The sequence below is a fragment of the Brachybacterium hainanense genome, assembly GCF_042434575.1.
In the GTDB taxonomy this organism is placed as follows: Bacteria; Actinomycetota; Actinomycetes; order Actinomycetales; family Dermabacteraceae; genus Brachybacterium; species Brachybacterium hainanense.
This window is the reverse complement of sequence record NZ_JBHLSV010000009.1, coordinates 19,105-31,844: the sequence shown is the minus strand read 5'-3', so window position 1 is coordinate 31,844 and position 12,740 is coordinate 19,105. Positions and strand designations below refer to the sequence as shown.

13 protein-coding genes are annotated in these 12,740 nt (G+C 72.8%); 12 read left to right on the top strand and 1 reads right to left on the bottom strand.

Annotated features, from left to right (window positions below):
* Positions 1 to 59: 59 nt before the first annotated feature.
* Complete coding sequence (locus ACFFF6_RS09005; RefSeq protein WP_376980027.1) at positions 60 to 572, bottom strand: inorganic diphosphatase; 513 nt, start codon at positions 570 to 572, stop codon at positions 60 to 62.
* 72 nt (positions 573 to 644) lie between these two features.
* On the opposite strand from ACFFF6_RS09005, the gene ACFFF6_RS09000 reads away from it, so the two are divergent.
* The 12 genes from ACFFF6_RS09000 (at position 645) to panC (ending at position 12,691) form a co-directional block, all read left to right on the top strand.
* Positions 645 to 2,054 carry a D-alanyl-D-alanine carboxypeptidase/D-alanyl-D-alanine-endopeptidase gene (locus ACFFF6_RS09000; RefSeq protein WP_376980026.1) on the top strand — a complete coding sequence of 470 codons (1,410 nt, stop codon included), beginning with the start codon at positions 645 to 647 and terminating at the stop codon, positions 2,052 to 2,054.
* Positions 2,054 to 3,139, top strand: coding sequence for a tRNA lysidine(34) synthetase TilS (gene tilS, locus ACFFF6_RS08995; RefSeq protein WP_376980025.1), 1,086 nt, complete (start codon positions 2,054 to 2,056; stop codon positions 3,137 to 3,139). Before ACFFF6_RS09000 ends, tilS begins: the two co-directional genes overlap by 1 nt.
* Before the next feature lie 86 nt (positions 3,140 to 3,225).
* On the top strand, positions 3,226 to 3,765 hold the full coding sequence (hpt, locus tag ACFFF6_RS08990; RefSeq protein WP_376980128.1) for a hypoxanthine phosphoribosyltransferase: 540 nt from the start codon (positions 3,226 to 3,228) through the stop codon (positions 3,763 to 3,765).
* Position 3,766: 1 nt separating this feature from the next.
* Positions 3,767 to 5,818: an ATP-dependent zinc metalloprotease FtsH gene (ftsH, locus tag ACFFF6_RS08985; RefSeq protein ID WP_376980024.1), complete on the top strand. Its 2,052-nt coding sequence runs from the start codon at positions 3,767 to 3,769 to the stop codon at positions 5,816 to 5,818.
* Complete coding sequence (folE, locus tag ACFFF6_RS08980; protein WP_376980023.1) at positions 5,818 to 6,381, top strand: GTP cyclohydrolase I FolE; 564 nt, start codon at positions 5,818 to 5,820, stop codon at positions 6,379 to 6,381. The genes ftsH and folE overlap by 1 nt, the downstream gene beginning before the upstream one ends.
* A 3-nt stretch (positions 6,382 to 6,384) precedes the next feature.
* A complete protein-coding gene (gene folP, locus ACFFF6_RS08975; protein WP_376980022.1) occupies positions 6,385 to 7,230 on the top strand; it encodes a dihydropteroate synthase in 846 nt (281 codons plus the stop codon).
* Positions 7,227 to 8,147: a 2-amino-4-hydroxy-6-hydroxymethyldihydropteridine diphosphokinase gene (gene folK, locus ACFFF6_RS08970; protein ID WP_376980021.1), complete on the top strand. Its 921-nt coding sequence runs from the start codon at positions 7,227 to 7,229 to the stop codon at positions 8,145 to 8,147. The genes folP and folK overlap by 4 nt, the downstream gene beginning before the upstream one ends.
* Positions 8,144 to 8,647, top strand: coding sequence for a DUF3180 domain-containing protein (locus ACFFF6_RS08965; protein WP_376980020.1), 504 nt, complete (start codon positions 8,144 to 8,146; stop codon positions 8,645 to 8,647). The genes folK and ACFFF6_RS08965 overlap by 4 nt, the downstream gene beginning before the upstream one ends.
* Before the next feature lie 108 nt (positions 8,648 to 8,755).
* On the top strand, positions 8,756 to 9,403 hold the full coding sequence (locus ACFFF6_RS08960) for a PH domain-containing protein (RefSeq protein WP_376980019.1): 648 nt from the start codon (positions 8,756 to 8,758) through the stop codon (positions 9,401 to 9,403).
* A complete protein-coding gene (locus ACFFF6_RS08955; protein ID WP_376980018.1) occupies positions 9,400 to 10,938 on the top strand; it encodes a PH domain-containing protein in 1,539 nt (512 codons plus the stop codon). Before ACFFF6_RS08960 ends, ACFFF6_RS08955 begins: the two co-directional genes overlap by 4 nt.
* Entirely contained in the window at positions 10,935 to 11,840 is a 906-nt protein-coding gene (locus ACFFF6_RS08950) for a Rossmann-like and DUF2520 domain-containing protein (RefSeq protein ID WP_376980017.1), read from the top strand. The genes ACFFF6_RS08955 and ACFFF6_RS08950 overlap by 4 nt, the downstream gene beginning before the upstream one ends.
* A complete protein-coding gene (gene panC, locus ACFFF6_RS08945; RefSeq protein WP_376980016.1) occupies positions 11,837 to 12,691 on the top strand; it encodes a pantoate--beta-alanine ligase in 855 nt (284 codons plus the stop codon). The genes ACFFF6_RS08950 and panC overlap by 4 nt, the downstream gene beginning before the upstream one ends.
* Positions 12,692 to 12,740 lie beyond the last annotated feature (49 nt).

Genomic DNA, 12,740 nt, shown 5'->3' with positions numbered 1-12,740 from the left:
GGAGAGGATCTCTCCCGGCCGCGGCGCTCTCTCGATTCCGGCGCGGAGCCGGGAGGGCCTCAGAAGGTCTGCGTGAACTCGTTGGCGTGCTCCGTGCCCACGGCGCGCTCGTAGGAGCGGCGGATCTCCGCCTCCGCATCGCTGCGGCCCTCCCAGTGGGCACCCTCGACGCTCTTGCCCGGCTCGAGGTCCTTGTACACCTCGAAGAAGTGCTGGATCTCCAGCCGATGGAACTCCGAGACGTCCGTGAGCTCCTGGCGGCGGACCTGGCGCTGATCCCCGACGGGCACCGCGATGATCTTGTCATCGCCCCCGGACTCGTCGCGCATGCGGAACATCCCGAGGGCACGGCAGCGGATCAGGCAGCCCGGGAACGTCGGCTCCTCGAGGAGCACGAGCACGTCCAGCGGGTCCCCGTCCTCGCCGAGCGTGCCCTCGATGAACCCGTAGTCGTCCGGGTACCGGGTGGCGGTGAACAGCATGCGGTCCAGGCGGATGCGGCCGTTGTGGTGGTCCACCTCGTACTTGTTGCGGTTCCCGCGAGGGATCTCGATGGTGACGTCGAATTCCACGAGTGCTGCTCCGTTGCTTCGATGCCCCTCTGGGGGCGGTAGCGCTGACCGGCACACTCTATCGTGAGAGGCATGGATGCGCAGAAACTCTGGAGACCTCTGGCCTTCGTGCTGTGCGCGGCGGTGCCCGTGGGCTTCTACGCGGTCGGCGACGCGACCGACGCCTTCCCCGGAGTGCTCACGCTCGTGCAGGAGGACACGGGGACGGACTTCCGGCCGCCCGCGCAGGCCGAGGAGCTCCCGCGCGCCGATCCCGCCGCCATGATCCCCCTCGCCTCGCCCTCCGTCGTCGACGGGACCGGGGCGAGCCTCGACGCGCGCATGTCGGCGCATGCCGAGCTGCCGGTGGTCCACGGCGGTCTCGCCTATGCGGTCGTCGACGCGCAGACCGGGACGGTGCTCGCCGAGCGCGAGGCCGACTCCGCCCTCGTGCCCGCCTCCACGCTGAAGCTGCTCAGCGCCGCCGCCGTGCTGCGGGCGCGCTCGGGCGAGGACACCCTCGCCACCCGTGCGCAGCTGGACGGGAGCACGCTCACCCTCATCGGCGAGGGGGACATGTTCCTCACCGATCAGCGACTGGGGGAGCTCGCCGACCAGGCCGCGGCGATGGTCGCCGAGCACGGCGGGGGACCGGTCGCCCTCGTGCTCGACGACACCTTCATCACCGAGGGCACGAACCCCGCCTGGGGCGCGAACGGCCCGGCCGGCGGCTGGGTGTCCCCGGTCGCGGCGCTCGCGATCGACGAGGGCAGGCTCGACGGCGAGCAGTACGGGGCCAAGTCCGCCGACCCCGCGGGCGATGCCGCCGAGCGCTTCGCGCAGCTGCTGCGCGAGCGCGGCGTGGAGGTGACCGGCGACGTGACCCGGGGACGGGCTGCCCCGCAGGACGCCGCGAAGCCGGAGGTCCGCATCGAGTCGGCGCCGCTCGAGGAAATCGTCCGCCACGTCCTGACGATCTCCGACAACACCGGAGCCGAGCTGCTGGCCTATCTCGTGGCTGATGCCCGGGGCGCGGAGATGACCCCGTCAGGGGCGTCCGGCGCGGTCGAGGCGGAGATCCGCGACCTCGCCGCGCAGCTCGGCATCCCCGAGGCCGATCTCGACGCCCTCGAGATCCATGACGGCAGCGGTCTCAGCGTGCAGAACCGGGTGCCGCCGCGCCTGTTCGCGGTGGTCCTCGGCGAGGTCGCCTCGGGTGGGGCGCCCGAGCTCGAGCCGCTCCTGTACGACGTGCCCATCGGAGGTCTGACCGGCACGCTCGCCGAACGCTTCGGCGAGCCGGACGCGGCCTCGGCCCGCGGCATCGTGCGCGGCAAGACGGGCTACCTCAGCGGCACCGCGACCCTGGCCGGGGTCACGACCCTGCCCGACGGCCGCACGGTCACCTTCATGATCGCCGTGCACGGCTTCGAGAGCACACAGGCCAGCGAAGCGCGGGAGGCCGTGGACCTCGTCGCCGCCGAGATCGCGAGGAGCTCCTGATGGCCGGTCCGCCCCGCGTCGTCGCGCGCGCCCGCAGCGCGGTGCGGGCCCACCTCGCCGCCCGCCTCGAGCTGCTCGCCGATGACACCGGCGCCGGGCATCTCGCCCCGCGCGTGCTGGTCGGCGTGAGCGGGGGAGCGGACTCCCTGGCGCTGCTGGCCACGACCGCGTGGGTCGCCCACCGCATGGGACTGGAGACCGAGGCGCTGATCATCGACCACGCCCTGCAGGAGGACTCCGCCGCCGTGGCCGGCCGCGCCGCGGAGACCTGCCGGCGCCTGGGGGCGCAGGCGGCGGAGATCCGTCGCGTGCAGGTCCGCACGGACGGCCCCGGCGGGATCGAGAACGCCGCGCGCGCGGCGCGGCAGCAGGTCTTCGCACAGCGCCTCGAGGAGACCGGGGCGCTCGCGCTCCTGCTCGGGCACACGCTCGACGACCAGGCCGAGCAGGTCCTCATGGGTCTCGCGCGCGGCGGCGGGCCCCGGGCGCTCGCGGGCATCCCGCCCGTGCGCGGGCCCGTGCTGCGCCCCTTCCTCGGCGCCGCCCGCGACGAGACCACCGCCCTGCGGCGCGCGGACACCGAGGAGATCTGCCGTCTCCACGACGCGGACTGGTGGGAGGACCCGATGAACGCGGACCCCGCCCTCCTGCGCTCGCGCGTGCGCGGCACCGTGCTGCCGCTGCTGCGGGAGCAGCTGGGCGAGCAGATCGACGAGAACCTCGCCCGCGCCGCCGCCCTCATCGGCCCCGACGTCGAGCACCTCGACGCGGAGGCGCGGGACCAGCTCGAGGCCCTGCGCCGGGACGGCGGGGAGCTGCGCGAGGAGCGGGACCTGCTGCTGCTGGACGTGCACGCGCTCGCCGCCGCACCGGGCGTGCTGCGCACCCGGATCCTCCGCGACGCCTCCCGCCTCGCGGAGGCGGCCGCGGGCACCCCCTCGGACAAGTCGCTCCTGCGCCGCCAGGTGCTCGCGGCGGACGCCCTGGTCGTCTCATGGCACGGTCAGGCTGGCGTACCCCTTCCGGGTAGGATCGAGGTCGCTCGCCGCGACGGGCTCCTGGTCTGGCGACGCGCCGACCCGTGAGGACCTCGGGACGAGAACGACGACATCCCACCAAGGAGCTGTGCGTGTCCGATACGCAACATCACGCGGCAGATGCTCGCGCGCGCATGCAGGACGACGTCGAGCGCGTCCTGCTGGACGAGACGGCGATCCGCGGCCGGCTGGCCGAGATCGGCCGGCAGATCACCGAGGACTACGCGGACGAGCCGCCGATCCTGGTCGGGGTCCTCAAGGGCGCGGTGATGGTCATGTCCGACCTCGCCCGCAGCATCGACCTGCCCGTCGAGATGGACTGGATGGCGGTGTCCTCCTACGGGGCCGGCACCAGATCCTCCGGGGTGGTGCGCATCCTCAAGGACCTCGGGACAGACATCGCGGACCGCCACGTCCTGATCGTCGAGGACATCATCGACTCCGGGCTGACCCTGAGCTGGCTGCTGGCGAACCTGCGCTCCCGCGGCCCCCGCAGCGTCGAGGTGGCGGCGCTGCTGCGCAAGCCCGAGGCGGCGCGCATCGAGATCGACGTGAAGTACATCGGCTTCGACATCCCCAACGAGTTCGTCATCGGCTACGGGCTCGACTACGCAGAGACCTACCGGAACCTGCCCTACGTCGGAGTTCTGAAGCGCTCCGTCTACGAGGACTGACATGGCATCGAGCACACCCAAGAAGAAGCGATCCCTGCCCGGGATCGCCCTGTGGATCATCCTGGCCCTGCTGCTGGGGACGGTCCTGTTCTCCTTCCTCAGCCGCGACGGCTACCAGGAGATCGACACCGAGCAGGGGCTGCAGCTCCTGGCCGAGGGCAAGGTCGAGCAGGTCGTCATCTTCGACGGCAACCAGCAGCGCGTCGACATGGTGCTGACGGAGCCCTTCACGGACGGCGACACCGACAAGGGCACCAAGGTGCGCTTCCCCTACGTCACCGCGCGCGGTGACGCGATCGTCGCGGCCGTCGAGAAGGCGGCTCCCGCCAAGGGCTACACGGACGAGATCGCCACGAGCTCGATGCTCACGACCCTGCTCGTCTCCTTCCTGCCGCTGCTCATCTTCTTCGCCCTGTTCTGGTTCCTCATCATGAACGCCCAGGGCGGCGGGAAGGCCATGCAGTTCGGCAAGTCCAAGGCCAAGCTGTTCAACAAGGAGGCCCCCAAGGTCACCTTCGCGGACGTCGCCGGCGCCGAGGAAGCCGTCGAGGAGCTCGACGAGATCAAGCAGTTCCTCGTCGCCCCGGAGAAGTACCATGCCGTCGGCGCGAAGATCCCCAAGGGCGTCCTCCTGTACGGCCCTCCCGGAACCGGAAAGACGCTCCTGGCCCGGGCCGTCGCCGGCGAGGCGAACGTGCCGTTCTACTCGATCTCGGGCTCGGACTTCGTCGAGATGTTCGTGGGCGTCGGCGCGAGCCGTGTCCGCGACCTGTTCTCGACCGCGAAGGAGAACGCCCCCGCGATCATCTTCATCGACGAGATCGACGCCGTGGGCCGCCACCGCGGCGCCGGCATGGGCGGCGGCCACGACGAGCGCGAGCAGACCCTGAACCAGATGCTCGTCGAGATGGACGGGTTCGACGAGAACCAGAACGTCATCCTCATCGCCGCGACGAACCGCGTCGACATCCTCGACCCGGCGCTGCTGCGCCCGGGCCGCTTCGACCGGCAGATCGCCGTCGAGGCCCCGGACCTCAAGGGTCGCCTGCACATCCTGACGGTGCACGCGAAGGGGAAGCCGCTCGCGAGCGACGTCGACCTCGAGGTCGTCGCCCGCCGCACCATCGGCATGTCCGGCGCGGACCTGGCGAACGTGCTCAACGAGGCGGCTCTGCTGACCGCGCGCTCCGGGAACCAGATCATCGACAACCGAGCCCTGGACGAGGCGATCGACCGCGTCTCCATGGGGCCGCAGCGGTACTCCAAGGTCATGAGCGATCGCGAGCGGCAGATGACCGCGTACCACGAGGGCGGCCACGCCCTGGTCGCGGCGGCCCTGAACAACTCGGCGCCCGTGACCAAGGTGACGATCCTGCCGCGCGGCCGCGCCGGCGGCTACACCATGGTCGTGCCCACCGCGGACCGCAACTACCAGTCCCGCAACGAGCTGCTGGACCGTCTCGCCTACGCGATGGGCGGCTACGCGGTCGAGGAGGGCATCTTCCACGACGTCACCACCGGTCCCGGATCGGACCTCCAGAACGCCACCAAGATCGCGCGGACCATGGTCACCCAGCTCGGCATGAGCGCCGTGCTCGGACAGGTCACCTACGGCGAGGGCCAGGACGAGGTCTTCGTCGGCATGCAGTCCGGCCAGGGCCCCCAGTACTCCGACGAGACCGCGGAGCTGATCGACGCGGAGGTGCGCCGGCTCATCAGCCAGGCCCTCGACGAGGCGTGGAGCGTGATCAGCGCCAACCGCGACGTGCTGGACCGCCTGGTCCTCGAGCTGCTCGAGAAGGAGACGCTGAACGAGCCCGAGCTCGCCGTGATCTTCGCGGACGTCCGCAAGCAGCCGCTGCGCCAGGTGTGGCAGTCCAGCCAGAGCCGTCCCGTCTTCCACGATCCGCTGGTCGGCGGGAACCCGCAGGCCACGGGCTCCGAATCCCATGATGCCGGGGAGCCCCTCACCCCCGGGGCGCCCGAGCTGCCGCATCCCGGCGGCGAGGGCCCGTCCATCCCCGGAGCCCCGCGCAGCGCGGAGGAGCGCTGATGAGCGTGGACCACGCCCGGATCGAGGCGGCCGTCCGCGAGATCCTCGCGGGGATCGGGGAGGACCCGGACCGCGACGGCCTGCTGGAGACGCCCGCCCGCGTCGCCCGCATGTACGCCGAGGTCTTCGCCGGGCTGTCCCAGGACGCGGCGGAACCGCTCGCGACGACCTTCGACATCGAGCATCAGGAGCTCGTCCTGGTCCGGGACATCTCCTTCCACTCGATGTGCGAGCACCACCTGCTGCCCTTCATGGGCATCGCCCACGTCGGGTACATCCCGGGCGCGGGCGGCGTGACCGGTCTCAGCAAGCTCGCCCGGCTCGTGCACGTGTATGCCCGCCGCCCCCAGGTGCAGGAGCGCATCACGAGCCAGATCGCCGATGCGCTCATGGAGGAGCTGCAGGCCGCCGGGGCGATCGTCGTCCTCGAGGCCGAGCACATGTGCATGTCCATGCGCGGCGTGCGCGCCCAGGGGGCGAAGACGGTCACCTCCGCGGTGCGCGGCCAGCTGCGCGAGGGGACCACCCGCGCCGAGGCCATGTCCCTCATCATGCGGGGCTGATCCATGGCACCCCGTCCCGCCGGTCTCCCCGACGCCCTCGACGTGCCCGGGACGCTCGTCATGGGCGTCCTGAACGTGACCCCGGACTCCTTCTCCGACGGCGGCAGGCACTTCGAGACCGCGGCGGCGATCGAGCATGGTCGGCGTCTCGCCCGGGAGGGCGCCGCGATCATCGACATCGGCGGCGAATCCACGCGGCCCGGAGCCCCGCGCGTCGACGAGGAGGAGGAGCTGCGCCGGGTCGTGCCCGTGATCCGTGCGCTCGCCGCCGAAGGGCATGTCATCAGCGTGGACACGATGCGGGCCTCGGTCGCCGCCGCCGCGGTCGCGGAGGGGGCGCTCATCATCAACGACGTCTCCGCGGGCCTCGCGGACGTCGACATGGGCACCGGCGCCGCCCGGCTCCGGACACGCCGGGGAACCCCGCCCGCCTTCATCGCCATGCACTGGCGCGGTCACAGCGACGTGATGAACGCCCTCACCGACTACGAGGACGTCGCCCGCGACAGCGCCGCGGAGCTCGCGACGCGCCTCGAGGCGCTGCGGGAGGCCGGGGTCGACGAGGAGTACCTCATCGCCGATCCGGGCCTCGGCTTCTCCAAGACCGGGGAGCAGAACTGGCAGATCCTCGCGGACTGGGAGGCGCTGCGCCGCTCGGGGCTGCCGATCCTCATCGGCGCCTCGCGCAAGCGCTTCGTCTCCGCGCTCGGCGTCGACCGGGACGCCGCGACCGCGGCGATCAGCGCGATCAGCGCGCAGCACGGGGCCTGGGCGGTGCGGGTGCACGAGGTCCCCTCCAGCGTGGCCGCGGTCGCCGTCGGCAATCGGCTGCGGGAGGCCCGGCGATGAGCCCCCTCCTGCCGGTGGATCCGGTCCCGGACATGATCGAGCTGCTGGGCGTGCGCGCCCGTGGTCACCACGGGGTCCTCGAGAGCGAGAAGCGCGAGGGACAGGAGTTCCTCGTCGACGTGCGCATGCAGCTGGGCACCCGCGCGGCGGCGCGGACCGATGCGCTGGGCCGCACCGTGAACTACGCCGAGGTCGCCGATGCGATCGTCGCCGAGATCCGGTCCGAGAGCCGCGACCTCGTCGAGACCGTCGCCGCGCAGATCGCGGCCCGGATCCTGCGCGAGCAGCCTCTTGTGCGGTGCGTCGAGGTCACCCTCCACAAGCCTTCGGCGCCGATCCCGCACCCCTTCGAGGACGTGCGCATCCGCATCGTGCGCGAGGCGCCTGCGGTGGACGCCGTCCTCGCCGTGGGCGGCAACCTGGGCGACCGCGCCGCGCATCTGGAGCGTGCCCTCATGCTGCTCGCGGACGAGCCTGGCGTCGAGATCGCCTGGACGGGTCCGGTCCTGGAGACCGATCCCGTCGGCGGCGTCCCGCAGGCGGCGTTCCTCAATTCCGTCATCGGGGTGAGGACCGTGCTCGGGCCGTGGGAGCTGCTCGAGCTCGCCCGTGCGATCGAGGCCGATGCGCACCGTCGGCGCGAGGTCCGCTGGGGACCCCGCACCCTGGACGTGGACGTGATCACCTACGGCGACCTGGTCCAGGACGACCCCGAGCTGATCCTGCCGCACCCCCGAGCGGCCGAGCGGGCCTTCGTCCTGGCTCCCTGGGCCGCCGCCCGCCCCGCGGCGGTGCTGCCCGGTCACGGCGGCGTGCAGGAGCTGCTGGAGCGGGCCGAGGACCGGCACGGACTGCGCCCCGGGGCCCAGGTCCCCGGCTACGGACGGACCGCCCCGGCCGGGCCGGACCCGGCATGAAGCCGCTGTCGATCCCGCTGCTGGTCGTGGTGCTCGCGGCCGCCACCGGCTTCGGGACCACCCTCGCGCAGCTGATCGCCTCGCGCGGAGGGGTCGTGCCCATCACCGGCTGGCTGACGGGCCTGCTGCTGCTGGCCCTGACGGCGGTGCTGATCGTCGTGGGCCTGCCGCTGCGCCGCTATCTGAAGGAGTCCGAGGAGCGCTCGGCCTCCGGCTCCTTCGCCCCGCGACGCCATCAGCTCGACATGATCACCGCCTACCGCGTCGTGACCTTCGCCCGGGCCTGCGCCTACACGGGCGTGCTCGTGGGCGGGGCGCATCTGGGGATCGCCCTCCACCTGGGTCCCTCCGGGATCGGGAGCATGGCCGGAGCGGTACTCCCGACCCTCTTCGCCGGGGTCTGCGGCATCGTGCTCGCCGTGGCCGGCGTGGTGGTCGAGCGCTGGGGGAAGCTCCCGCCGGAGGAAGGGGACCCCTCCGCGGAGTCGAGCCCCGCCTGACACGCCTGCGTCGCCCCTGCCGGGCTCGGCGGGGCGTGCGACCGCCGGACCGGGCCGTGGGACGAAAGTCGGAGTTGCCTCCGGGACCGGTGCTGAGACGATGGGGGCATGAGCATCTCCGGGCACGACCCCGCCGCCCCTGTCACCTCCTCGGCTGAGCCGTCCCCCGCCCGGCCCGATCCCGCAACGCCGGATCCTGCCCGGCCGGATCCTGCGGGGCCCCGGTCAGCACCCGCGGGCCTGTCCCCGGAGGCGTACGCCGCCGTCAACAGGGACCGGCTCGGGATCTCCGGTCTGCGCCCTGTCTCCCCGGACCTGGTGCGGGCGCGCCTGCTCGCCGGGATCGTGGGCGACGTGATCGGTCTGCTGCTGATCGCGGGCTGCATCGTGCTGTGGCTGCTGCTGGACTGGTGGTGGATGATCTTCCCCGCCGTCCTCGTCCTCGTCCTCGTGCTGCAGGCGGTGCTGCTGACCCCGCGCCGCGTCCGGGCCATCGGCTACCTCGACCGGGAGGAGGACCTCGTCGTCGCCTCCGGGATCATGTTCCGCTCCCTCGAGACGGTCGCCTTCGGACGCGTGCAGTCCGTCGAGGTGCATGAGGGGCCGATCGAGCGCAGCCTGGGCCTGGCCTCGCTGTCCGTGTCGACGGCCGCGGGCGAGGCCGACGTCTCGCTGCCGGGCCTCCCGCGGGAGGAGGCCGAACGGCTGCGCGAGCTGCTCACCCGCCGCGGCGTCGAGCTGATGGCCGCGCTGTGAGCGCCGTCGACCCCGCGGAGCCCCGCGGCGAGGAGGCGGAGCCCCGCGATGAGGAGGCGGTCGCTCTCGCGGTCCCGGAGTCCGCGCAGCGCCGCACGCATCCGCTGACGCCGTTCATCAGCGGCTGGAAGATCATCCTGGCGATCGTCGCCGCGCTGTCGATCCAGAACATCACGGCGCTCGTGAACGAGTTCACCATGAGCCGCCTGCTCATCGGCCTGGGCATCCTCGCCGTCGTCATCGTCGTCTCGATCGCCGTGTCCGCTCTGTCCTGGCGCTTCCTGACCTATGCGATCACCCCGGAGGGGGTGCTGCTGCGCTCCGGGGTGCTCACCCGGACCCGCCGCTTCGCGCCCCGCGAGAAGATCGACTCCGTCTCCGTCGAGCGCCCGCTGTCCGCGCGCGTGCTGGGCCTGGCGAAGGTGCGGGTGGAGATCGCCGGCGGCGGCGAGTCCCATCTCGACATCGCCTACGTGCGGTCGGCCGACGCCGAGCGGATGCGCGAGGAGATCCTCGTCGCCGCCCGGGCCGCCGACCCCGAGGCCGCGCCGCCGCTCCCGGACGTCGATCCGGCCGCGCCGGGCCGCGAGGCGCCGGGCGCACCTGCCTGGGACGCGGTGCTGCTGGACGGCGTGAGCGACGGAGAACGGATCTCGCAGGTGCCGACCGCACGTCTGCTCCACTCCATGATCCGCGACGTGAGCTTCCTGATCGGGGCGTTCTTCCTGCTCGTGGGCATGATCGTGGCGGTCGCCCTGCTGCTGTGGGACCGGGGCCCGGGCATGGGGGCGATCATCGCCATGGTCCCGGCCCTCATCGCGGTGCCGAAGCTCGTGTTCGGCCGGATCGAGGCGGGCTGGGGATTCGTCTCCCGCATCACCGACCGCGGGCTGCGTCTGCGTCGCGGCCTGCTGAACACCCGCACCGACAACGTCCCCTCGGGACGGATCCAGGAGCTCGCCCTGTCCCAGCCGGCGCTGTGGCGCTCACGCCGCTGGGCCCGGGCGACGGTCACGGTCGCGGGGATCGACGACTCGGACACCGAGGGCTCGCTCACGGTCCTGCCGGTGGGCACCCCCGAGGAGCTGCGGCTCACCCTGGGACACCTCCTGCCGCCGCTGGGCACCGCGGACGACGACGCGACCCTCGCGCACCTGCTCACCGCCCGGGCGCGGGACATCGACGGCATGCGCCCGCCTCGCCGCTGGCAGTGGATCGCCCGCCGCACCGAGGTGGTCGTCCTGCTGCCCGGCTACGTGGTGCGGCGCTCCGGCATCCTCACCCGCACGGTGCAGCTCGTCGCCCGCGACCGGATCCAGGGGATCACGGTGTCCGAGGGACCGATCGAGCGCCGCTGCGGCCTGCTGTCCCTCGCGGTGCCGGTCGCGGGGACGACCCTGAACGCCTCCGGGATGCCGCGCGATCAGGTGCTGGCCCTGCGGGAGCCGCTCGCGCGCGACGCGGCGCGCCTGCGCCGGTACCGTGACCGCGCGCACTGGCCCCTTCCTCCGCTGGCCGCGGGAGGAGCCCGATGAGCGGGCCGCCGCGACTGGGCATCGGGATCATCGGCGCCGGCCGCGTGGGGGCGGTGCTCGGCGCCGCCCTGCGCGCCCAGGGCCATGCGATCATCGGCGCCTGCGCCGTCTCCCGGGCCTCGCGGGAGCGAGCCGCCGCGCTGCTCCCGGGCGTGCCCCTGCTCGCGGTGGACCGGATCGTCGAGCGCAGCGAGATGGTCCTGCTCGCCGTCCCCGACGACGAGCTGGGGCCGCTCGCGGCGGGGATCGCCGCGACCGGCCTGAGCCCGGGCGGGCAGGTGATCGTGCACACCTCCGGCAGCCATGGCATCGAGGTCCTCGCCCCGCTCGAGGCGGCCGGATGCACGGTCCTCGCGATCCATCCGGCGATGACCTTCACCGGGACCGTCGCGGACCTGCCGCGGCTGATCGGCTGCCCGATGGCGATCACCGCCCGCGCGGCCCTCGCCCCGATCGCGCAGGCCCTCGTCGTCGAGCTCGAGGGCCGACCGGTCCTCCTCGCCGAAGGCGACCGCACCGCCTACCATGCCGCGCTCTCCCACGGGGCGAACCATCTGGTCGTGCTCGTGGACCAGGCCCGTGAGATCCTCAGCAGGCTGGGGATCGAGGATCCCGGCGCGTACCTGCGGCCCCTGCTGAGCGCGGCGCTCGAGGAATCCCTGGCGCAGGGAGCGCGGGCCCTGACCGGTCCCGTCCGCCGCGGCGACGCAGGAACGGTCCGGGCCCACCTGGAGGCCCTGACCGATCTCGCCCAGGACGGCGTCGGCTCCTCGGATCTCGAGGCCACCTACCGGGCCCTTGCCCTCGCCGCGCTGTCCCGTGCGGGCCTCGACCGCTCCCGCGAAGAGCTGATCCGTGCGATCCTCGATCCGGCAGAACGGAACCCGGAGGCAGGACCATGACCCAGATCGTCACGACGAAGGCGCAGCTGCGCACCGCCCGCGAGAGCCTGCCCGGGAGCGTGGCCGTGGTCATGACGATGGGAGCCCTGCACGAGGGGCACCTCATGCTGGTGCGGCGGGCCCGCGAGATCGCCGACTCGGTGGTCGTGACGATCTTCGTCAATCCCCTCCAGTTCGGTCCCACCGAGGACTACGAGGCGTATCCGCGCGATCTCGCCGGGGACGTCGCGCTCCTCGACGGCCTCGCCGACCTCGTCTTCGCCCCGGAGGTCTGGGAGATGTACCCGGTGCTGCCTCCGCCGGTGAGCGTGAGCGCCGGTGTGCTCGGCACCCGCTTCGAGGGCGCCGCCCGTCCTGGGCACTTCGACGGGGTCGTCACCGTCGTCACCAAGCTGCTGCACCTGATCGCACCGGATGCGGCCGTCTTCGGGCGCAAGGACGCCCAGCAGCTCGCGATCCTGGAGCGGCTCGTCGCCGATCTGGACCTGCCGGTCCGGATCGAGGCCGTCGACATCGTGCGGGAGGAGTCGGGACTGGCCCGCTCGAGCCGCAACGCCTACCTGAGCGCGGCCGGCCGGGACCGGGCGCTCGTCCTCTCGCGCACGATCGCGGCGGTGCAGGAGGCCGCGCCCGATGCCGCCGCCGTCCTCGCCGTCCTCGAGCGGGCGGGACGAGGCGAGGGGGACGGCGGCGAGGCGGGGGAGGTCCGCTGGGCCTACGCCGAGGCCGTCGATCCCGCGACCTTCGAGAGCATCGGCCCGGGGCATCACGGCGAGGTGCTCGTGGTCCTGGCCGCCCATGTGGAGGGCACTCGGCTGCTGGATGCGACCACGCTCGTCGTCTCCGGGTGAGGTCGCCCACGGTCGGCGGGATCGCAGCGGATCCTCTGGGAGGCTCCGG

Bases quoted from the DNA above. Each gene is read 5' to 3' on its own strand.
- ACFFF6_RS09000 (WP_376980026.1), top strand. From the start codon at position 645: ATGGATGCGCAGAAACTCTGGAGACCTCTGGCCTTCGTGCTGTGCGCG.
- tilS (WP_376980025.1), top strand. From the start codon at position 2,054: ATGGCCGGTCCGCCCCGCGTCGTCGCGCGCGCCCGCAGCGCGGTGCGG.
- hpt (WP_376980128.1), top strand. From the start codon at position 3,226: ATGCAGGACGACGTCGAGCGCGTCCTGCTGGACGAGACGGCGATCCGC.
- ftsH (WP_376980024.1), top strand. From the start codon at position 3,767: ATGGCATCGAGCACACCCAAGAAGAAGCGATCCCTGCCCGGGATCGCC.
- folE (WP_376980023.1), top strand. From the start codon at position 5,818: ATGAGCGTGGACCACGCCCGGATCGAGGCGGCCGTCCGCGAGATCCTC.
- folP (WP_376980022.1), top strand. From the start codon at position 6,385: ATGGCACCCCGTCCCGCCGGTCTCCCCGACGCCCTCGACGTGCCCGGG.
- folK (WP_376980021.1), top strand. From the start codon at position 7,227: ATGAGCCCCCTCCTGCCGGTGGATCCGGTCCCGGACATGATCGAGCTG.
- ACFFF6_RS08965 (WP_376980020.1), top strand. From the start codon at position 8,144: ATGAAGCCGCTGTCGATCCCGCTGCTGGTCGTGGTGCTCGCGGCCGCC.
- ACFFF6_RS08960 (WP_376980019.1), top strand. From the start codon at position 8,756: ATGAGCATCTCCGGGCACGACCCCGCCGCCCCTGTCACCTCCTCGGCT.
- ACFFF6_RS08950 (WP_376980017.1), top strand. From the start codon at position 10,935: ATGAGCGGGCCGCCGCGACTGGGCATCGGGATCATCGGCGCCGGCCGC.
- panC (WP_376980016.1), top strand. From the start codon at position 11,837: ATGACCCAGATCGTCACGACGAAGGCGCAGCTGCGCACCGCCCGCGAG.